Raw genomic sequence first — 24,211 nt, 5'->3', positions numbered from 1 at the left:
CTCCGCCACCAGTACCCGGCCCCCGCCGATCGCCATCACCTCCAGCCCGATCGCCAGCGGGGGCCGGGTACTGGTGGCGGAGCTCGCATAGACGATCCGCAGCGGCGCGATCCGCCAGTCGAACGCCTCCCACGCGCCCTGCCACCAGACGAACCACGCCGCGTCGCCCTGCGCCGACAGCCAGGCGAGGTCGCTTGCCGACGCATTGCGCACCGTCACCCGATTGCTGCTGGCGTCGCCCTTGTGGACGCGCAGGAAGTCGCCCTCGCGCACCGCGCTCGCCGGCAGGGTGATCGCGAAGGCGCCATCGCTCGCATCGGCGCGGATCGAGCTGCCGCAATCGTCGGTCGACGCCGTATAGGCGGCGGTCTTCTCGATCTTGGGCAGCCGCGCGGCGCCGTCATAGAGTTCGTCGAAATTGGCGTTCGCCTTGATCCAGGCGGCACGCTCGGTATCGCCGGTGCCGTCATTGGCGACGGCCCCGACATTGATGCTCTGCTTGGCCATGCTCAGCTCCTGTCGGTGCTGCGCAGCGTGGAATCCACGGTGCTGGTGGTGCGGTCGACCCGCGTCGAGAGCCCAGCCCCAGCCGGCGGCGGCGCACGCCGGCGCGCCGCCGCCGGGAGGGACAGCGAAAGCCCGTCCATCAGTAGAGCGCCAGCAGGTCGGCGGCGGTGGTGCCGGTCGCCCGCACATAGCGCGCGCGGAACGGCAGAATCGTGCCGTTCGCCACGTTCTTCCACACCGTGTCGACGCTGCCGTTGACCCCGCGCATCGTCACCGTGCCGCCGGTGCCGACATAAAGCGCCTTGGGGATGTCGGTCAGCGCCGTGGTGTCGCTCGGCACCACCGGGATCGCAGAGGTCGCCGGGGCCGCGACATGGTCGGCCCGGTTTGCGAAACTGTCTGCCATTGGTTCCTCCTCCGGCTCAGTTCGCGGCGAACTTGAGGAGCTTGATCGCCTCCGAATTGCTCACCATGCCGCCCAGCCGCTTGGTCGCGTAGAAATGGACGAAGGGCTTGTTCGAATAGGGATCGCGCAGCAGCTGGGTGTCGCCGCGCTCGGCGATCAGATAGCCCGCCTGGAAATTGCCGAAGGCGACCGAGAAGGCGTTGGCGGCGATGTCCGGCATGTCCTCGGCCTCGACCACCGGATACCCCAGCAGCGTCGCCGGCTGGCCCGCGGCGATGCCGGGCTGCCAGAGCATCTGGCCGTCGCTGGTCTTGAACTTGCGGATCCGCGCGAGCGTCGCCGAATTCATCACCCAGCTCGCCCCCTGGCGATAGGGCGCGCGCAGCGCCTGGACCAGGTCGATCAGCTTCTCTTCCGGGTTCGCCGCGAAGGCACCCGCCGCGCCGGTAGCCAGATATTGCAGCGTGCCGAAGGCGCGGGTCGCATCCGCCGCCGTCGAGGTCGGCACCGCGAGGAAGCCCTTGGGCTGGTTGGTGCCGCTGCCGCTGACGAACGCCGTGCCCTCGGCCTGGGCGAATTCGCGGGCGATCTCGCCGGCCAGCCAGCTTTCCACGTCGAACATCGCGTCGTCGAGCATCGCCTGACTCGCCGCCGGGTTGGCGTAGAGCTCGCCGAAGGGCGGCGCGACTTCGTTGAACACCGGCGTCGCGGTGACCGGGCGCGCCGCGGTCTCGGACGCCCAGCCGCTGTCGAAGCCGCCGCTCGCGACCAGCTTGCGATAGCCGCTCGACCCCACCTTCACGACATTGGCGATGCTGCGGATCGGCGAGATCGCCTGCAGCGTCACGTCGATCTGCGCGTCGATCTCGCGCGGCACGGCATAGCCGCCCTCGGCGCCGCTCGCACCCGACAGCGCCTTGGTCTCCACGCCGCCGCGCAGATAGCCGTCGAACGCCGCGCTCGACACCGGCCGGCCGCCCGCCAGCATCGGCCGCACCGGCGGCAGCGTCACCTGTTCGAAGCTCGATTCGATCGCATCCATGGTCTTCTCCCACCTCAGAAAATCGGAAAACTCAGCCGACCGCATGCACCCGCGCGAGCGGCTGCATCGGTTCGGCCACCAGGCTCACTTCGATCAGCCGAACCGCGGTCAGCTCGCGCACCCGGCCGCGCCGCGCGGCGCCCACGCGGTAGCCGAAGGACAGCCCCGCCACCGCGCCCTCGGCGACCAGCGCCGCGAGCCGCGGATCCTCGACCCGGCCGATCACCCGCAGCCCGCGCGCATCCTCGCCGATCGCCTCGATCGTGCCGACCGGCGCACCGCGATGCTGCCAGAGCAAGGGCACCGGCCCCACCGGCCCGAACGCCCCCCGCCGCACCACATCGCCGCCGCGATCCTCGCGATCGAACACCGCCGCATAGCCGGCGAAGCGCACGCTCATTTCAGCCAGCCGGGAAAGCCCAGCCGCAGCGCCAGCAGCACCAGCACCAGCGCCGCCATCGTCCGCCCCAGCCACTGCATCACCGCCTTGATCATCGACTTCTTGGCATCGCGCCACGCGCTCAGCAGCTCGCGCAGTTCGGCCATGTCCTTGGCCGCACCCGCATCCTCCAGCCCCAGCCGGGCCAGCGCGCGGTTCGCGCCCACGGTGCCTGCCTCTTCGGCAATGGCGCGGAGCGTGGTCAGCTCGGCGCCTTCCTCTTCGGCCTGCGCGATCAGCTGGCCGAGCATCGTTCCATCGGTCATGGCAACCCCACCATCTTGCGTTTCTCTTCGCTCGTCAGGAAATCGGCGCCCGCGACCTGCCGCCAGAGCAGCTCGCGCTCCTCGGCCAGCGCCGTCACCCGATCGAGATCGACCGCGAGCGCGGCGCCCGGAAACCAGGCGCCCAGCCCCTGCGCCAGCCCGCCGAGCAGATGCTCGGCCATCGGCAGGATCGCGAGCCGCCACAGCGCGCGATTGGCCTCGCGGTAATTGGCGTAGGCGGCATCGCCGGGCAGCCCGAGCAGCATCGGCGGCACCCCGAAGGCCAGCGCGATCTCGCGCGCCGCCGCCGCCTTCAGCCCGACGAAATCCATGTCGGCGGGGGTCAGGCTCATCGCCTGCCATTTGAGCCCGCCTTCGAGCAGCATCGGCCGCCCGGCATTGGCGGCGCCGGCGAACCCGGCCTCCATCTCGTCCTTGAGCCGGGCGAACTGGTCGGGCGCCAGCGCCGAGCCGTCGCCCGGATCATAGACCAGCGCCCCGCTCGGCCGCGCGGCATTGTCGAGCAGCGCCTTGTTCCACCGCGTCGCCGCATTGTGGATCGCGATCCCACCTGCCGCTGCATCCAGGCAGCCCAGGCCATAATGGTCGTCGGCGGGATGAAAGGCGCGGAGGTGGACGATCTGCGGCCGCCCGCCATCGTCCGCCGCCAGCCGGGTGACATGCTCGCCGACCCGATACCGATAGCCGACCGGCCAGCCCGCCGCATCGGGCTCCACCGTCACCCGCTCTGGGCGCAGCGCATAGAGCGCCTGGAGCTGCCCGGCCGCGTCGGTGAGCAGCTGGACATAGGCATTGCCGTGGAGCAGCAGCTGCGCCGCCAGCGTCTCGAGCAGCCGCTGCCCGCCCGAGGGGGCGGCGACCAGCGCCACCAGCGCCGGATCGGTGCCGGTCAGCGGTGCGCCGCCGACGCCCTCCGCCACCAGCCGCACCGCGCGCTGCGCCACCGGGTTCTGGCAATAGCCTTCGCGCAGCTGTACCTCGTAGCTGCGCGGCCAGTCGCCGAAGCTGCCCCAGCCGCCCCGCGCCAGCGCCGGCCGCTGCCCCTCGCGCGCGGCCTTGCGCCCGAACCACTTCATCGCGCCAGCTCCGCGACGCTGAGCTTGCCATCCTGGTCCAGGTCGCGTGCCCAATAGGCAGCGGTGAGGCTGGCGCGCATCCCGTCCCAGAACCCGCCGGTCAGCTTGTCGGGGGGAAATACCTTCGCGATCAGCGCCTGCACCTCGGCGGCATCGAGCATGCCGTCGCCGTCACGGTCGTTCACCGCGACGGTAACGCCGGCGCCCACCGCGATGCCGGTCTGCGCATTGAGCGCGCACGCGCCCGTCAGCAGGGCGAGCAGCCCTGCAGCCATGCAGTTTCGCATTGCGTTTCTCCTGTGTCTAAATCCTCCCCGGAGCGGGGAGGGGGACCATTCGCGCCAGCGAATGGTGGAGGGGCCGCCGCGGCACGCGGCGGTATCGGGCGGCTTGGGCACACCGCGCCTTACGGCGCGGCCCCTCCACCACGCGGCTGCGCCGCGCGGTCCCCCTCCCCGTACCGGGGAGGATCTGGGGCCTCACACCACCCGCACCGCCGCTTTGCCGCGCCGGCCGAGCATCAGCTCGGTCACCGCCCAGACCAGCGCATCGGCGCGGTCGGGCGAGCGCCCCGGCCCTTCATAGCCGCCGCACGCCTGCAGCCCGGCCAGTTCCGCCTCCAGTTCGGCGAACACGCTCGCGTGCCACACCAGCCCGCGCTCGTAGAGCAGCGCCACCGGCTCGGCGCGCACCACCTTGCCGCGGCTGGCATGGACCAGCCGGAGCGGCAGCGCGCTGTCCGCGGCCTTGAGCACGCTTCCCACCATCGCGCCGCCCTGGTTCTTCTCCGCCACCACGCACTCGGCCTCGAACCGCGCCGCGCAGTCCGCCACCGCCGCCGCCCAGCCTTCGGGGCCGAGCCCTGCGACGCTGGCATCGGCGAGCACATAGCCGTGCTTGTCCTCGCCCAGCCCGATCGCGACGATCCCGCAGGCATCGCCCTCGGTCCCGGCCGGCGGATCGACCCCGACCACCACCCGCACCAAGGGCACGTCGACCGCGCGGCGCTGGCGCTCGATCAGCGCACGCGGCCACAATGCGCCGGCGACATCGTCGATCATCTCGCCGTCCAGCTCCTGCCGCCCGAGCCGCGTGCCGGCATATTCGGCGAACATCGCCTCCACGAAGCTGCGCGGCAGATGGATATTGTCCCGCGTCCGCCCCCTTGTCTCGTGCAGCGCCGGGCGCGGGATCGCCATCACCCGCCGCATCAGCTTCACCGGCCGCGGCGTGGTCGTGACCACCACCCGCGGCTGCTCGCCGCGGCGCATCCCCAGCATCAGATTGTCCCAGGTCGCGTCGGCCGTGCTCGCCGACCATTTGGCCAGCTCGTCCGCCCAGGCGAAGTCATGCTCGGGGCCGCGCAGTTTCTCCGGCGCCTCGGCCGAATAGACCAGTGCGCGGGCGCCCGATCCGAACACCAGCTCGCCCGCAGTCGAACGCCAGTCGAGCGTTTCCCCCTCGAGCCCCAGCGCGAGCAGGCCGGCGGGGCCCTCCACCATCACCCGTCGCGCATCCTCGATCGTCGCGCCGACCAGCGCGATCCGGGCACCGGGCACGTCGCGCGCCATCTGGCTCACCCATTCGGCGCCCGCCCGCGTCTTGCCGAAGCCGCGCCCGGCGCGGATCAGCCACACCCGCCAGTCGCCGTCGGGCCAGAACTGGCCCTCATGCGCCCAGCGCTCCCACCATTCGTTGAACACGCGGATCTCGGCGTCGGACATGCGCTCCAGCATCCGATCGCGCTCCTTGCGCGGCAGCAGCGCCAGCCGCTCGAGCGGATCCCTCACCGGCCCTGCTCTGCCTTGAGCCGCTTCTCCAGCGCATCCAGCCGCCTGGCGAGTGCCGCCTGCGCCTCCTCGCGACTCATGCGGTGGATCTCGCCGCCCGGCCGCTTGCGCCGACCCTCCACGGTCGGGCGATGGGCGCGCAAAAGGGACAGCGCCAGGTCCGGATCGAGCGGATCCTCCGGCGCGTCGCCCCCGCCGAATTCGATCTCGTTCACGCCCGCGCCGGCGCGGCGCAACAGGCGTTCCTCCAGCCGGTCATAGCCCATCAGCAGCGCCTGGCGCCAAAGCTCGGCGAACTCCGGATCGCGCCTGCGAAGATAATATGCGCCCGACCGCGACATGCCCGCCTCCGCGCAGGCGATGTTGACGTTGCAGGTCACCGCCAGCGTATCGAGAAAGATCTGCCGCTTCTTGCTCGTCCAGCCGGACGCCTTCACGTGGTGCATCTGCCGCCGCCGCTGGTTGCCTGCCGAAATCGTCAGTCCCATCCGCGCTCTCCCGAACATGCAAACGGGCCGCAGCACCAAGGTGCCCGGCCCGCTCACCAGAGCCGCCCTCGGCGACTCGCAATTCTTCAGCGTTCCTGTTTTGTGCCACAGGAGCGTGACGATGTCAAGAGAATTTATCCTATTTGGTTCTTTGAAGTCCTATTGACTGCGGGACTATTGCCGCGATGAAACCATAGAAGAAGCTTTGAACTGCTTCATTTACATGAGGATATTCAAACGTTAACCATGTTGCCTGGCAGCCATGATCCGCTACGGTCGCGTTCTCGAACGTCAAAATAGGTGGGAACCATGATACGAACTGCGCTGATTGCTGCCGCGCTGCTGCTCGGCACGAGTGCCGAAGCGACGCCGTACAAGATTACGATGAACGCGTATTACGACACCCTCTACACGCCGGGGACGCCGAAAAGCGGCACCATGTCCTTCCAGGCGATTATCAACGATCCGCAGGTCGTCACCACCACCTCTGCCGGGGAAGGGGGTCTCGATATCGTCTCCTCCACAACGCGCTTCGCCGCGATGTTCGACACGAAAGTCGATGGGGTCACCGCTGCGAAGTCCTTCATGGACCTGACCTTGGGCTGGGCCACGATCCCCAACCTCGACTTCGGATATCCCAGCTTGGAGAAGGTCCTTCAGGTCGGCTTCAACACCCTGTCGCTGCCATCGACGGTGCAGATCGCCAAGCCCGCGATCACCGACCTCTGCAACACCGGGTATCAACCCTATGGCGCTTGCACGCTCGGGCCGATCACATCGACGACGCGGACGGACCTCGCGGGGGCGCTGTTCCTCGATACCTACGCGCCGCTGGATAGCAGCAAGAAGAACATCCTCGATTTCTCGCTCGGCAACGACGGAAGCTATCTCGGCTATAACGAAGCCGAGGTGAATTGGCAGGCGACGCCGCCGGCGGGCTATACGGGCGACGATCCCTGGCCCGAGCACAGGATCGTGTATCAGTTCACCCTGTCCAACTTCACCATCTCCCCGGTGCCCGAACCGGCGAGCTGGGCGATCCTGATCACCGGCTTCGGCATGGTCGGCGCGACGATGCGCCGCAAGAAGCGGGCGCTCGCGCACGCCTGAACGGGTCGGGCTGGGCGCCTCTCCGCGCTCAGCCCGCCAATCCGGCGACCATCGCCACCCACGCCGCGCGCTCCGCGCCGCGGTCGTGCAACGTCTCCACCGCGCTGAGGGTGCCGGCGGCGAAATCCACCTCCACCGCCCGTTCCGCTTCGAACGTCGCGTTGCCGCTCAGCATCACCCGCGTGTCCGGCTCGGCCTGGCCGCGGACCATGCCGCCGCGGTTGAACACTTCGATCGGGGTACCGAAGGGGACGCGGCCGGTGAGCGCGGCGCTCAGCACCGAAGCCGCCATCGCGCTGCCGCAGCTGTCGGTCAGCCCGACGCCGCGCTCGAAGGTGCGGACGAACAGGCGGGTCGGCCCGCGGACCTCGACGAAGGACACATTGGCGCGCGCGGGCAATAGCGGCGGGCGGCTTTCGCACCATTCCCCAAGTTCCACCAGTTCGGCCTCGTCGACCTGGTCGACAAAGGTCACCAGATGCGGGTTGGGCATCGCCACCGCGGTGAAGGCGCGGGGGTTGGGCAGGCCGTCGATCGGCGCGTCGCGCACCTGCTCGGGCGCCCCGACCAGCCCGACATCGGCGGCGCGGGTCGAGTTCGGCCCCACGAGCGTGCGGATCGTCGCGACGCCGGGGGCGATCTCGGGATCGCGCGAAACGCTGGCCGAGCTGGTCTTGAGCTTTACCTGCGCGGCGTCCAGCCCCAGCAGGTCGAAGCCCAGCCGCGCGGTGCAGCGCAGGCCGTTGAGGCAGGTCTCGGCCTCGGAGCCGTCCGAATTCCACATCCGCATGCCGAAGGCGTGGGCGTCGTCGCCCGGCACCAGCGCGAGCAGGCCGTCGCCGCCCACCGGCCCGGCGCGATCGGCGAGCAGGCGGGCGAGCGTCGCCCAGTCGGCTTCGGACAGCGTCAACGCGCGCGCGTCGATCAGCGGGAAGTCGTTGCCCGAACCGTGGCACTTGGTGAATTCGATACGCATGCCGCCCATTTAGGCGGCGGCGGTCGCCTTGGCTACTGCGCCGCCCATCGCCGCCACCTGCGCCTTGTCGCGCGCGAGGATCGCGGCAAAGCTCGGCCGGGCGTGGATCGCCTCGACATAGGCGGCGGTGCGCGGGTAGCGGGCAGCGTCGACGCACACGCCGATGCAGCCCAGCGTGGCGAGCGGGCTGGCGATGGCGATATCGGCCAGGGTCAGCCGGTCTTCGACCAGGAAGCCGCTGTCGGGGATGGTCTTCTCCAGATAGGCGAAGATCGGCGGCAGCTGCTCGTTCTCGGCCTGGTCGGCGGCTTCATGGTCGCAGGGCAGCTGCATCACCCGCGGCTTGACGAAGCGGTTCCCGAAGATCGCCGAACCCGCCGCCATCATGATCGTGTCGGCCAGTTCGTCGAACCAGATCGTCCGGGCGCGGGTTTCGGGCGCGAGCGGGATCAGGTTGGGCTCGGGGTATTTGGCCTCGAGATAGGTCACGATCGCGGACGAATCGGCGATGGTGAAGTCGCCGTCGCGGAAGCCCGGCATCTTGCCGAACGGGCTGATCGCGCGAAATTCGGGATCGGGGCTGCCGGGCCCTGCGAATTTCAGCTGCAGTTCCAAGCCCTTCTCCGCCCCGAACACCATGCATTTGCGGACATAGGGGGACAATGTCGAACCATAGACGATCATCGGCGTTCCTCTCCTTGATGGCGGGTAGCATAGCCGATTTTGCGCCGTGTTGCGTGGCCTGTGCGCGACATCGCCGCGCGAACGTGCGAAGCCGGGCGTGATGACCGCCTATGCCTTCCTGCTGCTCGCCGTCGCCGCCGCGACCGCCTTCGCCGTGCTGAAGCGCCGCATCGACCGGCTGGAGCGCGACCTGCAGGCACTGGAGGTGCGGATCGCGCGGCTCGACGGCCGCGCGCAGGCACCGGCGCCGCGGCCGGTGGCGAGCGTTCGAACCACGATCGAGTCCGAGGCAGCAAGGGCCCGCGCGGTGGAGGCCGAAACTTCCATGGTACGCGAGGACGCGCCGACAGCGGCACCACCCGCACCGCCAAGCCCCGCCTTCACCCTGCCCCGCCTCAGCTTCGAGACGCTGGTCGGCGGCCGCCTGCCGATCTGGATCGGCGGCATCGCGCTGGTGCTCGCCGGCTTTTTCCTGGTGCGCTACTCGATCGAGCAGGGCCTGCTCGGTCCCGCCGCGCGCACGTTCATTGCCGCGCTGTTCGGCCTCGCGCTGGTCGCGGCGAGCGAAGCGGTGCGTCGCCTGCCCGCCACCCGCGACGATGCCCGGCTGGGGCAGGTGTTCGCCGGCGCGGGGATCGCGAGCCTGTACGGCACGCTCTACATGGCCGCCGCGCTCTACCATCTGATCGCGCCGCTCACCGCCTTCGGCGCGGTCGTGCTGGTGACGCTGGGGGCGATGGGGCTGTCGCTGCGCCACGGCCCGCCCACCGCGATCATGGCGCTGGCGGGCGGCTTTCTCGCGCCGCTGGTCGCCGGGTTCGACGCGGCGGGGATCGCGCCGCTGCTCGTTTATCTCGGCCTGTTCGGCGCCGCATTGTTCGGGCTGGCGGTGCATCGCCGCTGGGGCTGGCTGGCGCTGGCCGCGAGCGTCGCGGGGCTGGCCTGGACCCAGTTCCTGATCGCGGTGCTCGACGGGCGCGGCAACCTCGCCGCGATCGGCCTCTACACCATGCTGCTCGCGGGCGGCGCGAGTGCCGCGCTGCCCGCCGCAGGGCTGCGCAACCGCTGGCTCCGCCTCGCGCCGCTGCTGGTCGGCCTGCTGCAGCTGGTGGCGATCGCGCCGGGACTCGACTTCGGGCCGCTCGCCTGGAGCTTCTACCTCGTCCTTGCCGCCGCCACGCTGATGCTTGCCTGGCGGGACGCCGTCTATCTGCCCGGCGCGCTCGCTGCGGTGGCGCTGCTGCTCGCGCTGGAGGGCCTGGGACTCACCGCCGTGAACCGCGGCGCCACGCCCGTCGGCGCGCTCGTCGCCGCGCTGCTGTTCACCGGTGCCGGCCAGGCGCTGGCGGGACGCGGACGGCAATGGATCGCGCTCGCGCTGCTCGGCGCGGGCGGACCGGTGCTGGTGGCGCACCTGCTGGCGCCGACGCTACTGCCCCCGCTCGGCTGGGGCCTGCTCGAACTCGGCGCCACGCTCGCCTGCGCGCGGCTCGCCTGGATGCTGCGCAGCGACGCCGACGATCCCGCGCTCACCGCCGCGACGCTGGCGAGCGCGCTGCTGCTGACCGTGGCGCTGGCCCAGCCGCTGCCGCATGGCTGGCTGTCGCTGCCGCTCGCGCTGGTACTGGGCGGGCTTGCCGTCTGGGGCCGGCAGGTGCGCGCATCCCCCCTGTTCGCGCTGCCGATATGGTGGCTGCTCGCCGCGCTGATCGCCGCGGCGCTCCCGCTGCTCGACATCGCCTCGGCGATCTTCGCCTCGCTCACCGGCGACCGCCTGCCCTACAGGGAACTGCCGCTCTTCGCCGATCTGCTGCGCGTCCTCGCGCTGCCGGTTGCCGCCGCGCTCGCCTTCCTCGTCGCGGATCCGCGAGCCTTCGGCCGCACCCGCCGCGCCGCCGCGATCCTGGCGGGCACGAGCGCGGTGCTGCTGCTCTACACGCTCGCCAAGCAGCCGCTGGCGATCGCCACGCCCGAGCGGTTCCTCGCCTGGGGCTTTGTCGAGCGTGCGCTGTTCACCCAGGCCGCGCTCGCCGCCGGATGGGCGCTGCTCCGCGCCGCGCGGCTGCCCAGGCTGGCCCGGGCGCTGCTGCTGCTCGGCCTCGCCCGGCTGACGTGGTTCGACCTGGTGCTGCTCAACCCCGCCTTCGTCGCGCAGCAAGCCGGCCCCCTCCTCGCCGCGCATCTCGCCCTTGCCGCCTTCTGGTGCTGGACGCTGCCGCGCCTGCGCGTCCCCGCTGCGCTGCTGAGCATTGCCGCCGCGCTCGCCGCGATCCGCTGGACGGCGCACGGCACGCTGCTCACCGGGCCGATCGGCAGCCTGGAAAATGGCGGCTATTCGGCGGCGCTGCTGCTGCTCGCGCTCGCCTGGCTGGGGCGCGGCATCGCGGCGGGGCGGCACGACCTGCGGCTCGCCGGCCTCGGCCTGCTCACCCTCACCACCTGCAAGGTGTTCCTGGTCGACGCCGCCGCGCTGGACGGGCTGCTGCGCATCCTTTCCTTCCTCGGGCTCGGCGTGGCGCTGATCGCGATCGGCTGGGCCTATAGCCGCTTCCTCGCCCGCCCCGCCGCCGCACCCGAGCCGCCTCCGGTCACCTGAGCCGGTAATGGTCCGCCACGCGGTCGAGCGCGAGGCACAGCACCAGCTTGCCCGCGCGGGCCGGCCAGCCCAGCCCCTTTTCGGCGGCGCCCAGCCCCTCGCCCGCGCAGACCACGCGCCAGAGGATGTCGGACAGCCCGCCGCCCACCGCCGCGATCGCCGCATCGAAGCGGCGCTTGGCGGCGATCTGCGCCAGCGTCGGGTCGAGCGGCTCGGGCGCCGCGCGCCGCCCGCCCTCGCGTGGCGCCGGATCCCAGCGCATCGTCACGCTCGGGCCCAGCGACGCCATTTCGTAATCGCCGCGCAGCCGCTCGCCTGCTTCATATTGCCGGGCATCGACATGGCCGCGCGCGCGCAGCCAGTCGAGCGGCGATTCGCCCAGGTTCACCGTCACGCTGCGGCCCTTGCCCGTCGACCGCTCCACCAGCTCGCGCATGCCCCGATCTCCCTTTGTTCCAACGCGTACCTCTTGCCATCGCGGCGCATCTGTAGGAAAGAGGAAAACCGATTTGGTTAGGAGCAGGCCATGATCACCGCGATACGCGAAGTCCGCCGGGCCAAGGGAATGACCCTCGACGACGTCGCCCGCCGCTGCCAGCCGCCCACCACCGCGCAGACGATCGGCCGCCTCGAAACCGGCACCCGCACCGTCTCCGTCGCCTGGCTCAACCGGATCGCCGCCGCGCTGGAGGTGGATGCCGCCGATCTGGTCCAGCTCCCCGATCGCCCGGACGTGCCCGTGGCCGCGATACTGGAGGCCGACGGCGCCCATGCCCCGCGCCGCCCCGCGACGCTGGTCCCGCCCCGACCCGAGGCCGGCACCGTCGCCGTCGCGGTGGAGGCGAGCATCGGCGACTATCGCACCGGCGACGCGATCTGGTGCGAGCGGCTCGCCCCCGCCGACTTCGGCCGCGCGCTCAACCGCGACGTGCTGGTGCCGCGCCCCGCCGGTCGCTTCCTGTTCGGCCGGCTGATCGGGCGCGACGGTACCCGGCTGCAGCTGCTCCCCCCCGGCGCGGGCGGCCGTCAGCAGGTGGTGACGGATCCCGCCTGGATCGCCGTCGCGGTGCGCCTGGTGCGCACGCTATAGGCATTGTTACGCCCTTGCTCGCTGCACCCGTTCGGCGCAACATGCTGCGCAACAGGAGGGAAGAAGACCATGAAGAAACTGGCTCTCATCGTATCCGCCGCGATCCTCGCCGCGGCCGGCCCCGCGCTGGCCGACGAGTGGGATTTCATGCTCACCAACGCCACCGGCAAGCTGATCACCAAGATCGAAGTCGCCCCCGCCGGCAGCGGCAGCTGGGTCGACAACAAGGTCGATGCCGAGCTCAACAAGGACGGCAAGGTCAAGCCGGGCGCCCGGACCACGGTGCATTTCGAGAAGGCGGCGAGCGCCTGCAAGTTCGACGTGCGCGCCACCTTCGAGGACAAGACCGACGCGGTCTGGCCGAACATCAACCTGTGCGACAACAGCTATGTCACCGTCGCCTTCACCGGCGACAAGCCGACGTTCAAGGCGAATTGAGCGCGCGCCGGGCGACCCGGGGCGGTCGCCCGGCCCCAAGCCCGCCCAGCCGGGCTGATAGCAAATCTTTGTTCTCCTACTTAGCGGGTAGGATATCGTGGCACTCCGAAAGGAGCCGCCCCGCATGGCCAATGCCGTCCCCGCCCGTATCCGCCCCACTTTCGCCCTTCAGGTATTGCTCGGCATGGCCGCGGGCCTGGCGCTGGGCTTCGCCGTTCGCGCGACCGGACAGGCGGGAATCGGCGAGGCGCTCCACACCACCGGGCAGATCTTCGTCCAGCTGCTCAAGGCGCTGGTGCCGCCCTTGGTGTTCACCGCGATCATCGCCTCGATCGCGGCGCTGCGCGACCTCGACAATGCCGCCCGGCTGGTCGCCCGCACGCTGTTCTGGTTCGCCGCCACCGCGCTGATCGCGGTGCTGATCGGCATCGCGCTGGGCCTGCTGCTCCAGCCCGGCCTCCATGCCGGCGTCGCGGCGAGCGCGGCCAAGGCGCCGTCAAGCACCGGCTCGTGGCTCGATTTCCTGAAGGGTGTCGTCCCCGCCAATTTCCTCGGGATCACCGCGTCAACGACGCTCAAGGAGGGCGGTGCGACCACCGGCCTGTCGTTCAACATCCTCCAGATCATCGTCGCGGCGATCGCGATCGGTGCGGCGGCGGTGCGCGTCGGCGAGGCGGGCAGCGCCTTCCTCCAGTTCAACGCCTCGGCGCTCGCCATCTTCCGCCGCCTGCTGCGCTGGGTGATCGCGCTGACGCCGATCGGCACCACCGCGCTGATCGGCGATGCGGTGGTCCGCTATGGCTGGGACGCGCTGTCGGCGCTCGGCGCCTTCGCGGCGGCGGTCTATATCGGCCTCGCGCTGGTGCTGCTCGTCGTCTACCCGGCGCTGCTGCTCGCCAACGGCCTCAATCCCTTGCGCTTCTTCGCCACCGCCTGGCCGGCGATCCAGCTCGGCTTCGTCTCGCGCTCCTCGGTCGGCACGCTGCCGGTGACCGAGGAGGTGGTCGAGCGGCTGGGCGTGCCCGCGGCCTATGCCGCCTTCGCGGTGCCGCTGGGCGCGACCACCAAGATGGACGGCTGCGCGGCGATCTACCCCGCCGTCTCGGCGATCTTCGTCGCGCAGTTCTTCGGCGTGCCGCTGCACCTGGCCGATTACGGCCTGATCGCCTTCGTGGCGGTGGTCGGCTCGGCCGCGACCGCGGGGCTCACCGGCGCGACGGTGATGCTCACCCTCACTTTGTCGACGCTGGGCCTGCCGCTTGAAGGCGCGGGGCTGCTGCTGGCGATCGACCCGATCCTCGACATGGGCCGCACCGCGGTGAACGTCGCCGGCCAGGCGCTGGTGCCGACGATCGTCGCGCGCCAGAGCGGGCTGCTCGCCCCCGACGCGCTCGGCGCCCCGGCACGCATGGCGACGGCCTGAGCCGATGGCCACCGCAATCCTCTCGGAGCACGCCTTTGCCGGCGAGATCGCCAATGCGGTCTCGGCACTCAACACCGTCCGCTCGGCCTGGCGCGAGCGCCGCGCCGAGCATCGCGGCCTCTCCCGCTTCCCCGTGCCGGCCGAACTCGCCCGCTTCGTCGAGCATGTCGCCGCCGCATTGTTCCCCACGCGCCTGGGCGGCTTTCGTGGCGGCATCGCGCGCGAGGATGATTTCGTCGCCGAGCAATTGGGCCGGGCCTTCGCGATCCTGCGCGAACAGCTCGCCGCCGAGTTCGACTATTGGCAGCGCCACAGCGCCACCCCGTTCGACAGCGACCAGCCCGACCTGCTCGTCCGCCTGTTCGCCGCGGCGCTGCCCGAGATCCGCACCCTGCTCGACGCCGATGTCGACGCGGCGTTCGTCGGCGATCCCGCCGCGCGCAGCGTCGACGAGATCCTGATCAGCTATCCCGGCGCGCAGGCGATCCTCCACTATCGCATTGCGCACCAGCTGCACGGGCTGGGCGCGGTGATCGTCGCGCGGATCCTCTCCGAACTCGCCAATGCCCGCACCGGCATCGACATCCACCCGGCGGCGACGATCGGGCCGAGCTTCTTCATCGATCACGGCACCGGCGTGGTGATCGGCGAGACGACGATCATCGGCCGCAACGTGCGGCTGTACCAGCATGTCACGCTCGGCGCGCGCAGCCCGCTGGGGCTGGCCCCGGCGGGCCCGCGCAGCCGCTATGCCCGCCACCCGATCCTCGAGGACGACGTGATCGTTTATGCCGGTGCGACGATCCTCGGCCGGGTGACGATCGGCCGCGGCAGCACCATCGGCGGCAATGTCTGGCTGCTCGACGACGTGCCCCCGCACAGTGTGCTGGTGCAGCCCGCCGCGGTGCCGCTGCACGGGGATGCGCAGAGCAACCTGACGGCGCGGCTGACCGAGCATCGCGACTAGCTCGCGGTCGCAGGAGCGATCGATTCGGCAGACGCGGCGAACGGCTCAGATTGGGGGTAGCTGCCGTCTGCTACGCTCTTCCAGTGCGAGCTTCCCTGTCGATCCACAGCTCAACGATTGTAAGCGCGATAGACGTCGCAAAGAAGCAGACCATAAAGCCGCTTTCTAGGACTAGGCTGATGTGAATGATTTTCCAATAAGATGCGGCAAATATTGCGCCGCAGACCAAACCCACCCCGCCGATAACTTGCCGAACTGCTGCCATCCTACCCTCCTCCTGGCGTTGTATAGCAGCGAGGATTAGCTGTCGCGCGCACGCCCGCAAGTGGGGCAGGAACCGCCATGGCGGAAAATGGTGGAAAGCGGACCTACAGCTTATCGCTTAGCTCAGAAACAAGCCGCCTGCTGCGAGAAGCATCAGTCCAACTACCGGTAGCGCCAGTATCAAAACCAGACCCCAGCCCATCGTCAAGCTTGCAACGCTCGCGACTGTTCGCCTGCTACCTGCCTGGCGGAACCAAATGAAGACACACAGAAGTGGGGGCAGAATTAGTAGAACGTAGAATATGGCGTCGACAGCCCCCCTGATCGGTGGAAAGCGGAACTGCTCCTCATCCTGAGCGGTCATCGCGGCGAGCAGTAGCACTGGCACGGCGTAAAAGATCCAGAGTGTAGCGAGAGCAGCAAAGAGGCGATTAGGCATTTTGAGATTTGCTTCGACAGGGGCAACTGCGCCTGAATGCGCCGCTGGCGGAGCGTCCGCAATGAGGATCGAGCGAAGAGAGAAAGAATGTCTTAAACTGGGCGGAAACCGCCAGCCCGCTTGTTGAAGCTACTATGGGATAATGGTGGGCGGTGACGGGCTCGAACCGCCGACCCTCTCGGTGTAAACGAGATGCTCTACCAACTGAGCTAACCGCCCGCGCGCGCCGGAGGCGTCCGCGTCGGACGCCGATGCCAAAGCCGCGCGCAAAGGGCAAGCCTCAAACGAGCGAAAGTCCCGCTCGCTTCACCGCCGCGATATAGCGCTCCATCCCCCGCCGCGCCGCATCGCTGAGCGCGATGTACGCGCGGCGGCGATCGTTGGGATCGGCCCTGCGGTCGAACAGCCCCGCCTCGTTGAGCGTGCCGATCCAGCGCAGCGCCGTCGTCGGCGGCACCGCCGCGGCGATGCAAAGGCTCGAGACCGAGATCTGGCGATGCTCGAGTTCGGCGGCGAACAGATCGAGCAGCATGTCCCAGGCGGGATCGGCGAACAGGTCGCCATCGAAGAACTCCGCCCGCATCCGCCGCGCGCGGATCACCCGGCGGATCTCCGCCGCGTCCGTCTCGACGGTGTCGGTGCCCATGCGGAACGCCATCGCGTCGTTTCGCACGCTCGCGCTGCGCTCGGGCAGTTCGCTGCGGGTGAGGCGCGAGAGCGAGTCGGCGATGCGCGCCACTTCCTCGTGGAAGCGCCGCATGCGCATCGTCTCCTGGTCGCGCATGCCGTCGTGCAGCCGCGCCACCGGTTCGCGGCGGGCGGCGAGCACCGCGCCGAGCCGATCGGCGTCGCTCGGCGCGCAGTGCAGCACCGCAGCGGCGGGCAGGAGGGCCAGCGCCACGTCGATCTGGTCGGGCGCCACCGTCGCGATCAGCGGCACCCCGCGCGCCTCCGCCATCGCACCCAGCCGGATCAGCAGCGGCTCGAGCAGATCCGGGGGCACGCCCTCGACCTCGAGCAGCAGCAGCTGGACGCCGTCGAGCAGCGTCTCGGTATGCAGTGCGCTCGCGGCGTCCAGCGGCTGTCTGGCCCGCAGCCCGGCCGCCGCGACGATCCGCTCCGCCGTTGCCGCGCCCCCCGGCGTGCCGGCGACGATCTGCGCAACATCGACCGCGATGTCATAGGAAATGCTTTCGAGCCCCCCGGCCCCAATTGCCTCGTACATGTCCGCCCCCATGGTTCGACATCTGTTCCAACAGATGCCGTATCGCTCCGAAATGGCGGAGTCTGTTCTACTCCAAATCGGAGCGATTTGGCAGAGCGCACATGGGGTATCTCCGAAGTGGAGCAGAGAATTCGGAACTATCCGCGCGAGCGGCGCAAATCCTCGATCTGCCCGTCCTGCAATCCGAGCATGGTCCGCGCCGCGTTGGCGAGAGTCGCGGTCATCAGCACGAAGCCTAGCGCGACCAGCGCGAGCATGCCGGAAACCAGCAGCAGCTGCGAGATGGCCGGCAGGTTCTTGGCGGCGAGCACGATCATCAGCAACGTTTCCATCAGTGCTTGCGCATTGGCGCCGGTCTGCACCAGCGTGCTCAGGATCGGCAGGAAGAAGAGGGCGAGCAGCGCCAGCCCCACCGATGCGACGAGCAGCGCCAGCGCCGCGAAGGCACCGAAGATCGACCAGAAATGGCCGCGCGATTGCGCCCAGGCCTCGTCGACGGTGATCGCCTCGTAGAGATAGGTGAGCGGCAGCGCGATCGAGAGGCGAACCTGCACGAAGAGCAGCGCGGCCAGCTCTACCAGCAGCAGCAGCGCACCCAACCAGCCGGTCGCGGCCCCAGGCGCCAGCCAGGCGAGCAGCCCCAGCAGGAAGCCGTTGGCGAGCGTCAGCAGGAAGGTCGCGACCATGCTGGCGATGGTCAGCAGCACCAGCAGTGCGAACACGCGCAGCTCGTTGGCGCCCAGCCGCAGATAGCAGGCGCCGCGCTTGTAGGGGTGCAGCGTCGCGCGGGTCGCCGCGGTGATCAGCACCGCGACGAGGGCGAGCGCCAGCCCCTGGCTGAGCAGCGCCGCACCGATCGCGCCCGCGATGTTGGCCGGATCGGCCGGCGCGATCAGGATCCGCAGCAGCCCGATCGCGAAGATGCCGACCAGGTAGAGGATCGCCCAGACCAGCACCGCCAGCGGATGCTGCCGCAACAGGCGAAACGCGCCGCCCAATATCGATCCGACCACGCCAATCCCCGATCAATCCAGCGACTTGACGATTTCCTCGACCATTTTCTTGGCGTCGGCGAGCAGCATCATCGTATTATCTCGATAAAACAACTCGTTGTCGACGCCCGCATAGCCGACGCCGCCCATGCTGCGCTTGATGAACAGCACCGTCTTGGCCTTTTCCACGTCGAGCACGGGCATGCCGTAGATCGGCGAGGACTTGTCGGTCTTGGCGGCGGGGTTGGTCACGTCGTTGGCGCCGATGACGAAGGCGACGTCGGTCTGGGCGAACTCGGAGTTGATGTCCTCCAGCTCGAACACCTCGTCATAGGGGACATTGGCTTCGGCGAGCAGCACGTTCATGTGCCCAGGCATGCGGCCGGCGACCGGGTGGATCGCGTATTTCACCCGCACGCCGTGCGCCTTGAGCTTGTCGGCCATCTCGCGCAGCACGTGCTGGGCCTGCGCCACCGCCATGCCGTAGCCGGGGACGATGATCACCTGCTCGGCCTGGCTCATCAGGAAGGCCGCGTCCTCGGCCGAGCCGCGCTTCCACGGCCGGTCGATCGCCGCCGCGCCGCCTGCCCCCCCGCCCGCATCGCCGCCGAAGCCGCCCGCGATCACGCTGAGGAAGCTGCGGTTCATCGCGCGGCACATGATGTAGCTGAGGATCGCGCCCGAGCTGCCGACCAGCGCGCCGGTGATGATCATCGCGGAATTGTGCAGCGTGAAGCCCATCGCCGCCGCCGCCCAGCCCGAATAGCTGTTGAGCATCGACACCACCACCGGCATGTCCGCGCCGCCGATCGGAATGATCAGCAGGAAGCCGATCGCGAAGCTCAGCGCGGTGACGGTCCAGAAAATCCAGGGGCTCTGGTCCTGCGTGAAATAGGCGATCAGGCCGAGGATCGCGGCGAGCACGCCCAGGTTGATCGCATGGCGCCCGGGCAGCAGGATCGGCTTGCCGCCCATATTGCCGTTGAGCTTGAGGAACGCGATCACAGATCCCGAGAAGGTGATCGCGCCGATCGCGACGCCCAGCCCCATCTCGATGCGGCTCTGGAGGAAGATCACGCCGTCGCTGGCAATGCCGAACGCGCCGGGATTGAGGAAGGCCGCGCCGGCGACCAGCACCGCCGCCAGCCCGACCAGCGAGTGAAAGGCGGCGACGAGCTGCGGCATCGCGGTCATCGCGATCCGCCGCGCCGTGACGATACCGATCGCGGCGCCGATGCCGATCGCCGCCAGCAGCTCGACCAGCGTCAGCGTGTCGAGCACCGGCGTGCCGTAATTCTCGCAGATGGCGCCTGTCGGGCAGGGCGGCGCGATGCGCGGGACATGGGTGACCAATGTGGTCACCACCGCGATGGTCATGCCGATCATGCCGGCACGGTTGCCGCGCTGGCTGGTGGCGGGGCTCGACAGCCCGCGGAGTGCCAGGATGAAGCAGACCCCGGCGACGAGATAGGCGAGTGCCGCCCAGGGATTTTGCGCGATGCTCTCCATGCTCAGCGAACCTTCTTCTTGTACATGGCGAGCATCCGCGCGGTCACCGCGAACCCTCCGAAGATGTTGATGCTGGCCAGCACCACCGCGAGCAGCCCAAGCCATTTCGAGGTCTCGCCCGCCCCCCCCAGGCTACCAGCCGCGGCGGCGATCAGCGCGCCGACGATGATCACCGAGGAAATGGCGTTGGTCACCGCCATCAGCGGCGTGTGCAGCGCCGGCGTGACCGACCAGACGACATAATAGCCGACGAAACAGGCGAGCACGAAAACCGAGAGGATCGAGATGAAGTCCATGATCTACTCCTGATCCGCGCGCGGTCGCGCGGAAAGATCCTCCCCGGAACGGGGAGGGGGACCAGCCGCAGGCTGGTGGAGGGGTGTCCCCGCTGCAATCGAAGGGCTACACCCCGCGCGGCGACACCCCTCCGTCGCGCCATTGCGCGCCACCTCCCCTTTCAGGGGAGGATTGGTCACGACAGCAGCCTCTCGTGCACCACCTTGCCGCCCTGCGTCACCCGCACGGCGGTGCCGATCTCCTCGTCGAGCACGGGCTTGCCCGCTTCCTTGTCCCAGAAGGCCGAGAGGAAGTTGAACAGGTTGCGTGCGAACAAGGCCGAGCTGTCCGCCGCGAGCCGGCTGGGCACGTTGCGATGGCCGACGATCTTCACGCCGTGGCGCTCCACGATCTCGCCGACCACCGAGCCCTCGACATTGCCGCCCTGCTCCACCGCGAGGTCGACGATCACGCTGCCCGGCCGCATCGTCGCGACCTGCGCGTCGCTGATCAGCCGGGGGGCGGCGCGGCCGGGGATCAGCGCCGTCGTGATCACGATGTCCTGCTTGGCGATATGCGCCGAGACCAGCTCGGCCTGCGCGGCCTTGTAGGCGTCGCTCATCTCGGTGGCATAGCCACCCGAGCCTTCGCCCTCGATCCCGGCGACATTCTCGACGAAGATCGGCTTGGCGCCGAGCGACAGGATCTGCTCCTTGGTCGCCGAACGGACGTCGGTGGCCGAGACCTGTGCGCCGAGCCGGCGCGCGGTGGCGATCGCCTGGAGACCGGCGACGCCGACGCCCATCACGAACACCTTGGCGGCACTCACCGTGCCGGCCGCGGTCATCATCATCGGGAAGGCGCGGTCGTACTCGGCGGCGGCGTCGAGCACCGCCTTGTAGCCGGCGAGGTTCGACTGCGAGGAGAGAATGTCCATCGATTGCGCGCGGGTGATGCGCGGCATGAACTCCATCGCCAGCGCCTCGAGGCCCAGCGCCGCATAGCGGTCGATTCGGGCGCGCTCGCCGAAGGGATTGAGCCCGGCGACGAGCCAAGCGCCGGGCTTGAGGCCGGCGAGGCTGTCGGGGTCCGGGCCCTGTACCGCGAGCACGATATCGGCATCGGCGAGCACGTCCGCGCGCGTGCCGGTGGTCGCCCCGGCCTCGCGGAAGGCGGCATCGGCATAGGAGGCGGCAAGTCCCGCCTCGGACTCGACCGCGACCGAAGCCTTCAAATTAATGAATTTCTTGACGGTTTCGGGCGTAGCCGCGACACGTCGTTCGGCAATTGCCGCTTCCTTGAGTACTGCGATCTTCACGTCAGCGGGCGATCAGGAAGACGACGAACGCAGCGATGAGGAAAACCGCCACCGTGCCCCACTTCATCAAAGCCGTGAAACCATTGAAGGTTTCGACATGCGATTGGATCTCGCCGGCGCTTTCACCTGTTTCAGCCATTGATGCGCTCCTCTCCTAGGTGCTCGATGTCTTATACCGCTGCTCCGGCGTGCCTCAACCCCGCCCCACAAAGAACTGTTTCGGCCCTGCTTAAGCCGAACTTTACGCATCTGGTCTAACCGATGCGGCTCGAAACGGGACATTTGGGACTGGAGTCGGCATGACGCGCAACGGGCAACGTCTTCTGTTGCTGATCGATTCGGAACCGGCGCAGCGGCGCTTGGTGGCCGCGATCGCCTCGCGCCGTGGCTGGCGGACGATCTTCGCCGACGATGCGGAGAGCGCGCTGGCGACGCTGGGGACGCCCGACGGCCTCGCGGTCGACGCGATCCTGCTCGACCATCCCGCTTCCGATGCCGATGCCGCGATCCTGATCGCCGAGCTGCGCGCCCGCCGCCCGCACATGCCGATCCTGGTGCTCGCCGCCAACGGCTCGGTCGCCGCCGCGGTCGGTGCGATGCGCGCCGGGGCCAGCGACTTCCTGGTCAAGCCGATCGCCTCCGAACGGCTGCTCGCCGCGCTGGAGAGCGCGATGGGCGGCAGCAGCGCCGGCGAGCTCCGTCCGCTCACCGAGAAGCTCACCGCCAATCTGGGGTTCGCCGAGATCGTCGGCTCGGCCCCGCAGTTCCGCGCCGCGCTGGCGGTCGCCGCCAAAGCAGCGCGCGCGCGCGTGCCGGTGCTGATCGAAGGCGAGAGCGGCGTCGGCAAGCATGTCGTGGCGGAGGCGATCCACGGTGCCTCGCCGCGCGCGCGCAAGGAACTCATCTGCGTCAATTGCGGCTCGATCCCAGCCAACCAGGTCGAATCGGAGCTGTTCGGCCATGAGGAGGGCGCCTTTACCGGCGCCTTCGAGCGCAAGGTCGGCCGTCTCCAGGATGCCGACGGCAGCACCATCTTCCTCGACGAAGTCAGCGAGATGCCGCTCGAGGCGCAGGTCAAGTTGCTGCGCATGCTGCAGACCGGCGAGATCCAGCCGCTCGGCGCGCGCCACCCGCGCGAGGTCGATGTTCGGGTGGTCGCCGCCAGCAACGTGCCGCTGCTCGCCGAGGTGGAAGCGGGAAGGTTTCGCGAGGACCTCTATTACCGCCTCAATGTCGTCCAGGTGACGATCCCTCCCTTGCGCGAACGCGCCGGCGACATCCCCGCGCTGGTCCGCCACCTGCTCGCGCGCATCGCCGAACAGCCGGGCCTGCGCCCCCTCGGCATCAGCGAGGACGCGCTGCAGTTGCTCACCGCCTATGACTGGCCGGGCAATGTCCGCCAGCTGCAGAACGCGCTGTTCCGCGCCGCGGTGCTCTGCGACGAGGAAGGGCTGACCCGGGACGACTTCCCGCAGATCGCCCAGATCGCGCTGGGCAAGCCGATGACGTCGGGTCCGGTCGCCAACCAGTCGGGCATGGGCGGCATCACGCTGTTCCGCCCGGACGGCAATCTGCGCCCGCTCGACGAAATCGAGGCCGATGTGATCCGGCTTGCGATCGGCCATTATCGCGGCCGAATGACCGAGGTCGCCCGCCGCCTCGGCATCGGCCGCTCGACGCTCTACCGGAAGCTCGGCGAGCTGGGAATTGATCAGACCGCCGCGTGAGGATCGGTGAGCGCGGCGTCCTGCATGCCGCGCCACACCCGCAGCGCCTGGACGCTTTCGAACACGTCGTGGACGCGCAGCAGCTGCATGCCGAGCCCGGCGCCCTTGAGCGCCAGCGCCAGCGAGCCCCCCAGCCGCCGTTCGGCCGGCGCCTCGCTGGCGAGCGCGCCGACGATCCGCTTGCGGCTGGCCCCCAGCAGGATCGGGCAGCCGAGGCCGTGGAACAGCGCCAGGCCGTTCATCAGCGCGAGATTGTCGGCGAGCGTCTTGCCGAAGCCGATGCCGGGATCCACGACGATGCGCGACCGATCGACACCCGCGGCAACCGCTGCCTCCACGCGAGCCTCCAGCCAGTCATAGACGTCGACCAGCACGTCGGCGTAGGCGCCCTTCCCCTTGGCGCCATGCTTCGGATCGGCGGCATGCATCAGCACCACCGGGCAGCCGGCACGCGCAACCACCTCCAGTGCGCGATCGTCGTAGAGCAGCGCCGAGACATCGTTGACGATATGGGCGCCCGCCGCGAGCGCCGCCTCCATCACCGCGGCCTTGCGCGTGTCGATCGAGATCGCCGCGCCGCTCGCCGCCAGCCGCTCGATCACCGGCACGACACGGGCGATCTCGTCGCCTTCCCACACCGTCTCCGCGCCGGGGCGGGTGGACTCGCCGCCCACGTCGAGGATCGCGGCGCCGGCAATGCTCATGTCGACGCCCGACTGCGCGGCTGCGGCGGGATCGCCGAGATGCTTGCCGCCGTCGGAAAAGCTGTCCGGCGTCATGTTGAGGATCGCCATCACCTGCGGCTGGTCGAAGCGCAGCGTGCGCGGGCCGAGGACCAGCGGCGGACGGGGCGCGGTGATGCGCGCGGCAATGGGGGCAAGGCGGGGATCGGCCTCGGCCTCGGCGATGGAGAGGGTGCGCTGAAGGATCCGCCGACCATTTTCCACCGCGATCAGTTCATAGGCGAAGAACCACAGCAGCCCGCCGGCCAGCCGCGCGACCTCGCCGTCGCGGCCGATCGGCGTGTCGACGAACTGGATTGGGCGGAGGTAGAGGCGCGCGGCGGAGGGAATATCGGGCATCTTGCCGTGCTACCGGCACGCGTACGACGAGGGAAGCCATCATGCCCCTCTCCCCAACGG

General features: G+C 69.6%; 25 protein-coding genes, 1 tRNA gene and 1 pseudogene. 7 read left to right on the top strand and 20 right to left on the bottom strand.

Annotated features, from left to right (window positions below):
• The 9 genes and pseudogenes from CA234_RS18655 to CA234_RS18615 all read right to left on the bottom strand — a co-directional run.
• Window positions 1–507: pseudogene (locus tag CA234_RS18655) on the bottom strand (hypothetical protein); the annotation flags it as partial.
• A gap of 139 nt (window positions 508–646) precedes the next feature.
• Window positions 647–913: a hypothetical protein gene (locus CA234_RS18650; RefSeq protein WP_126002460.1), complete on the bottom strand. Its 267-nt coding sequence runs from the start codon at window positions 911–913 to the stop codon at window positions 647–649.
• A 16-nt stretch (window positions 914–929) separates the two neighbouring features.
• Window positions 930–1,901, bottom strand: a complete 972-nt coding sequence (locus tag CA234_RS18645; protein WP_241213578.1) for a phage major capsid protein — start codon at window positions 1,899–1,901, stop codon at window positions 930–932.
• A gap of 85 nt (window positions 1,902–1,986) precedes the next feature.
• Window positions 1,987–2,355, bottom strand: coding sequence for an HK97 family phage prohead protease (locus CA234_RS18640; protein WP_125975574.1), 369 nt, complete (start codon window positions 2,353–2,355; stop codon window positions 1,987–1,989).
• Window positions 2,352–2,660, bottom strand: coding sequence for a DUF6127 family protein (locus tag CA234_RS18635; RefSeq protein WP_125975572.1), 309 nt, complete (start codon window positions 2,658–2,660; stop codon window positions 2,352–2,354). The genes CA234_RS18640 and CA234_RS18635 overlap by 4 nt, the downstream gene beginning before the upstream one ends.
• Complete coding sequence (locus tag CA234_RS18630) at window positions 2,657–3,757, bottom strand: phage portal protein (RefSeq protein ID WP_126002458.1); 1,101 nt, start codon at window positions 3,755–3,757, stop codon at window positions 2,657–2,659. Before CA234_RS18630 ends, CA234_RS18635 begins: the two co-directional genes overlap by 4 nt.
• The gene (locus CA234_RS18625; RefSeq protein WP_241213577.1) at window positions 3,754–4,044 is read right to left on the bottom strand and encodes a hypothetical protein; all 291 of its coding nucleotides are present in this window, start codon (window positions 4,042–4,044) and stop codon (window positions 3,754–3,756) included. Before CA234_RS18625 ends, CA234_RS18630 begins: the two co-directional genes overlap by 4 nt.
• A gap of 192 nt (window positions 4,045–4,236) precedes the next feature.
• Entirely contained in the window at window positions 4,237–5,493 is a 1,257-nt protein-coding gene (locus tag CA234_RS18620) for a terminase family protein (RefSeq protein ID WP_126002462.1), read from the bottom strand.
• 50 nt (window positions 5,494–5,543) lie between these two features.
• On the bottom strand, window positions 5,544–6,035 hold the full coding sequence (locus CA234_RS18615; protein ID WP_126002457.1) for a hypothetical protein: 492 nt from the start codon (window positions 6,033–6,035) through the stop codon (window positions 5,544–5,546).
• 309 nt (window positions 6,036–6,344) lie between these two features.
• Between CA234_RS18615 and CA234_RS18610 the strand changes: the two genes are divergently transcribed.
• A complete protein-coding gene (locus CA234_RS18610; RefSeq protein ID WP_241213576.1) occupies window positions 6,345–7,145 on the top strand; it encodes a PEPxxWA-CTERM sorting domain-containing protein in 801 nt (266 codons plus the stop codon).
• Window positions 7,146–7,173: 28 nt separating this feature from the next.
• On the opposite strand, the gene dapF is transcribed toward CA234_RS18610, so the two are convergent.
• Together dapF and CA234_RS18600 are read right to left on the bottom strand one after the other, a co-directional pair.
• Window positions 7,174–8,121 carry a diaminopimelate epimerase gene (dapF, locus tag CA234_RS18605; RefSeq protein ID WP_206431241.1) on the bottom strand — a complete coding sequence of 316 codons (948 nt, stop codon included), beginning with the start codon at window positions 8,119–8,121 and terminating at the stop codon, window positions 7,174–7,176.
• 9 nt (window positions 8,122–8,130) lie between these two features.
• Complete coding sequence (locus CA234_RS18600) at window positions 8,131–8,805, bottom strand: glutathione S-transferase family protein (protein ID WP_126002455.1); 675 nt, start codon at window positions 8,803–8,805, stop codon at window positions 8,131–8,133.
• Between the two features lie 100 nt (window positions 8,806–8,905).
• Here CA234_RS18600 and CA234_RS18595 point away from each other — a divergent pair, with 100 nt between their 5' ends.
• On the top strand, window positions 8,906–11,401 hold the full coding sequence (locus CA234_RS18595) for a DUF2339 domain-containing protein (RefSeq protein WP_126002454.1): 2,496 nt from the start codon (window positions 8,906–8,908) through the stop codon (window positions 11,399–11,401).
• Here CA234_RS18595 and CA234_RS18590 read toward each other — a convergent pair.
• Window positions 11,394–11,837 carry a DUF6456 domain-containing protein gene (locus tag CA234_RS18590; RefSeq protein ID WP_126002453.1) on the bottom strand — a complete coding sequence of 148 codons (444 nt, stop codon included), beginning with the start codon at window positions 11,835–11,837 and terminating at the stop codon, window positions 11,394–11,396. The genes CA234_RS18595 and CA234_RS18590 overlap by 8 nt on opposite strands.
• A gap of 90 nt (window positions 11,838–11,927) precedes the next feature.
• On the opposite strand from CA234_RS18590, the gene CA234_RS18585 reads away from it, so the two are divergent.
• The 4 genes from CA234_RS18585 to epsC all read left to right on the top strand — a co-directional run bounded on the left by CA234_RS18585 (window position 11,928) and on the right by epsC (window position 15,319).
• Window positions 11,928–12,491: a helix-turn-helix transcriptional regulator gene (locus CA234_RS18585; protein WP_126002452.1), complete on the top strand. Its 564-nt coding sequence runs from the start codon at window positions 11,928–11,930 to the stop codon at window positions 12,489–12,491.
• A 69-nt stretch (window positions 12,492–12,560) separates the two neighbouring features.
• On the top strand, window positions 12,561–12,929 hold the full coding sequence (locus CA234_RS18580) for a hypothetical protein (protein ID WP_126002451.1): 369 nt from the start codon (window positions 12,561–12,563) through the stop codon (window positions 12,927–12,929).
• A gap of 124 nt (window positions 12,930–13,053) precedes the next feature.
• Window positions 13,054–14,352 carry a dicarboxylate/amino acid:cation symporter gene (locus tag CA234_RS18575; RefSeq protein WP_126002450.1) on the top strand — a complete coding sequence of 433 codons (1,299 nt, stop codon included), beginning with the start codon at window positions 13,054–13,056 and terminating at the stop codon, window positions 14,350–14,352.
• A gap of 4 nt (window positions 14,353–14,356) precedes the next feature.
• A complete protein-coding gene (gene epsC / locus CA234_RS18570; RefSeq protein WP_126002449.1) occupies window positions 14,357–15,319 on the top strand; it encodes a serine O-acetyltransferase EpsC in 963 nt (320 codons plus the stop codon).
• 846 nt (window positions 15,320–16,165) lie between these two features.
• On the opposite strand, the gene CA234_RS18565 is transcribed toward epsC, so the two are convergent.
• The 7 genes from CA234_RS18565 to CA234_RS18535 all read right to left on the bottom strand — a co-directional run bounded on the left by CA234_RS18565 (window position 16,166) and on the right by CA234_RS18535 (window position 21,481).
• Window positions 16,166–16,241: transfer RNA gene (locus CA234_RS18565), tRNA-Val, on the bottom strand.
• Window positions 16,242–16,302: 61 nt separating this feature from the next.
• Window positions 16,303–17,247 carry a hypothetical protein gene (locus tag CA234_RS18560; RefSeq protein WP_126002448.1) on the bottom strand — a complete coding sequence of 315 codons (945 nt, stop codon included), beginning with the start codon at window positions 17,245–17,247 and terminating at the stop codon, window positions 16,303–16,305.
• 137 nt (window positions 17,248–17,384) lie between these two features.
• Window positions 17,385–18,224 carry a hypothetical protein gene (locus CA234_RS18555; protein WP_126002447.1) on the bottom strand — a complete coding sequence of 280 codons (840 nt, stop codon included), beginning with the start codon at window positions 18,222–18,224 and terminating at the stop codon, window positions 17,385–17,387.
• Window positions 18,225–18,272: 48 nt separating this feature from the next.
• Window positions 18,273–19,748 carry an NAD(P)(+) transhydrogenase (Re/Si-specific) subunit beta gene (locus CA234_RS18550; protein ID WP_126002446.1) on the bottom strand — a complete coding sequence of 492 codons (1,476 nt, stop codon included), beginning with the start codon at window positions 19,746–19,748 and terminating at the stop codon, window positions 18,273–18,275.
• Window positions 19,749–19,750: 2 nt separating this feature from the next.
• Complete coding sequence (locus CA234_RS18545) at window positions 19,751–20,044, bottom strand: proton-translocating transhydrogenase family protein (RefSeq protein ID WP_093297885.1); 294 nt, start codon at window positions 20,042–20,044, stop codon at window positions 19,751–19,753.
• A gap of 176 nt (window positions 20,045–20,220) precedes the next feature.
• Complete coding sequence (locus CA234_RS18540) at window positions 20,221–21,342, bottom strand: NAD(P) transhydrogenase subunit alpha (RefSeq protein WP_125975533.1); 1,122 nt, start codon at window positions 21,340–21,342, stop codon at window positions 20,221–20,223.
• Window position 21,343: 1 nt separating this feature from the next.
• Window positions 21,344–21,481, bottom strand: a complete 138-nt coding sequence (locus CA234_RS18535; RefSeq protein ID WP_125975531.1) for an aa3-type cytochrome c oxidase subunit IV — start codon at window positions 21,479–21,481, stop codon at window positions 21,344–21,346.
• 160 nt (window positions 21,482–21,641) lie between these two features.
• Between CA234_RS18535 and CA234_RS18530 the strand changes: the two genes are divergently transcribed.
• On the top strand, window positions 21,642–23,069 hold the full coding sequence (locus tag CA234_RS18530) for a sigma-54 dependent transcriptional regulator (RefSeq protein ID WP_125975529.1): 1,428 nt from the start codon (window positions 21,642–21,644) through the stop codon (window positions 23,067–23,069).
• On the opposite strand, the gene folP is transcribed toward CA234_RS18530, so the two are convergent.
• Window positions 23,054–24,151, bottom strand: a complete 1,098-nt coding sequence (gene folP / locus CA234_RS18525) for a dihydropteroate synthase (protein WP_126002445.1) — start codon at window positions 24,149–24,151, stop codon at window positions 23,054–23,056. The genes CA234_RS18530 and folP overlap by 16 nt on opposite strands.
• Between the last annotated feature and the right edge of the window lie 60 nt (window positions 24,152–24,211).

Source organism: Sphingomonas sp. ABOLE, assembly GCF_003950455.1.
Lineage (GTDB): Bacteria > Pseudomonadota > Alphaproteobacteria > Sphingomonadales > Sphingomonadaceae > Sphingomonas > Sphingomonas trueperi.
Note: the sequence above shows the minus strand (reverse complement) of the source record. Positions and strands in the feature narration are given on the sequence as shown.

Excerpts from the sequence above, each read along its gene's own strand:
- CA234_RS18650 (WP_126002460.1), bottom strand. The coding sequence starts at position 913 with ATGGCAGACAGTTTCGCAAACCGGGCCGACCATGTCGCGGCCCCGGCG.
- CA234_RS18645 (WP_241213578.1), bottom strand. The coding sequence starts at position 1,901 with ATGCTGGCGGGCGGCCGGCCGGTGTCGAGCGCGGCGTTCGACGGCTAT.
- CA234_RS18640 (WP_125975574.1), bottom strand. The coding sequence starts at position 2,355 with ATGAGCGTGCGCTTCGCCGGCTATGCGGCGGTGTTCGATCGCGAGGAT.
- CA234_RS18635 (WP_125975572.1), bottom strand. The coding sequence starts at position 2,660 with ATGACCGATGGAACGATGCTCGGCCAGCTGATCGCGCAGGCCGAAGAG.
- CA234_RS18630 (WP_126002458.1), bottom strand. The coding sequence starts at position 3,757 with ATGAAGTGGTTCGGGCGCAAGGCCGCGCGCGAGGGGCAGCGGCCGGCG.
- CA234_RS18625 (WP_241213577.1), bottom strand. The coding sequence starts at position 4,044 with ATGCGAAACTGCATGGCTGCAGGGCTGCTCGCCCTGCTGACGGGCGCG.
- CA234_RS18620 (WP_126002462.1), bottom strand. The coding sequence starts at position 5,493 with ATGCTGGAGCGCATGTCCGACGCCGAGATCCGCGTGTTCAACGAATGG.
- CA234_RS18615 (WP_126002457.1), bottom strand. The coding sequence starts at position 6,035 with ATGGGACTGACGATTTCGGCAGGCAACCAGCGGCGGCGGCAGATGCAC.
- CA234_RS18610 (WP_241213576.1), top strand. The coding sequence starts at position 6,345 with ATGATACGAACTGCGCTGATTGCTGCCGCGCTGCTGCTCGGCACGAGT.
- dapF (WP_206431241.1), bottom strand. The coding sequence starts at position 8,121 with ATGCGTATCGAATTCACCAAGTGCCACGGTTCGGGCAACGACTTCCCG.
- CA234_RS18600 (WP_126002455.1), bottom strand. The coding sequence starts at position 8,805 with ATGATCGTCTATGGTTCGACATTGTCCCCCTATGTCCGCAAATGCATG.
- CA234_RS18595 (WP_126002454.1), top strand. The coding sequence starts at position 8,906 with ATGACCGCCTATGCCTTCCTGCTGCTCGCCGTCGCCGCCGCGACCGCC.
- CA234_RS18590 (WP_126002453.1), bottom strand. The coding sequence starts at position 11,837 with ATGCGCGAGCTGGTGGAGCGGTCGACGGGCAAGGGCCGCAGCGTGACG.
- CA234_RS18585 (WP_126002452.1), top strand. The coding sequence starts at position 11,928 with ATGATCACCGCGATACGCGAAGTCCGCCGGGCCAAGGGAATGACCCTC.
- CA234_RS18580 (WP_126002451.1), top strand. The coding sequence starts at position 12,561 with ATGAAGAAACTGGCTCTCATCGTATCCGCCGCGATCCTCGCCGCGGCC.
- CA234_RS18575 (WP_126002450.1), top strand. The coding sequence starts at position 13,054 with ATGGCCAATGCCGTCCCCGCCCGTATCCGCCCCACTTTCGCCCTTCAG.
- epsC (WP_126002449.1), top strand. The coding sequence starts at position 14,357 with ATGGCCACCGCAATCCTCTCGGAGCACGCCTTTGCCGGCGAGATCGCC.
- CA234_RS18560 (WP_126002448.1), bottom strand. The coding sequence starts at position 17,247 with ATGTACGAGGCAATTGGGGCCGGGGGGCTCGAAAGCATTTCCTATGAC.
- CA234_RS18550 (WP_126002446.1), bottom strand. The coding sequence starts at position 19,748 with ATGGAGAGCATCGCGCAAAATCCCTGGGCGGCACTCGCCTATCTCGTC.
- CA234_RS18545 (WP_093297885.1), bottom strand. The coding sequence starts at position 20,044 with ATGGACTTCATCTCGATCCTCTCGGTTTTCGTGCTCGCCTGTTTCGTC.
- CA234_RS18535 (WP_125975531.1), bottom strand. The coding sequence starts at position 21,481 with ATGGCTGAAACAGGTGAAAGCGCCGGCGAGATCCAATCGCATGTCGAA.
- CA234_RS18530 (WP_125975529.1), top strand. The coding sequence starts at position 21,642 with ATGACGCGCAACGGGCAACGTCTTCTGTTGCTGATCGATTCGGAACCG.
- folP (WP_126002445.1), bottom strand. The coding sequence starts at position 24,151 with ATGCCCGATATTCCCTCCGCCGCGCGCCTCTACCTCCGCCCAATCCAG.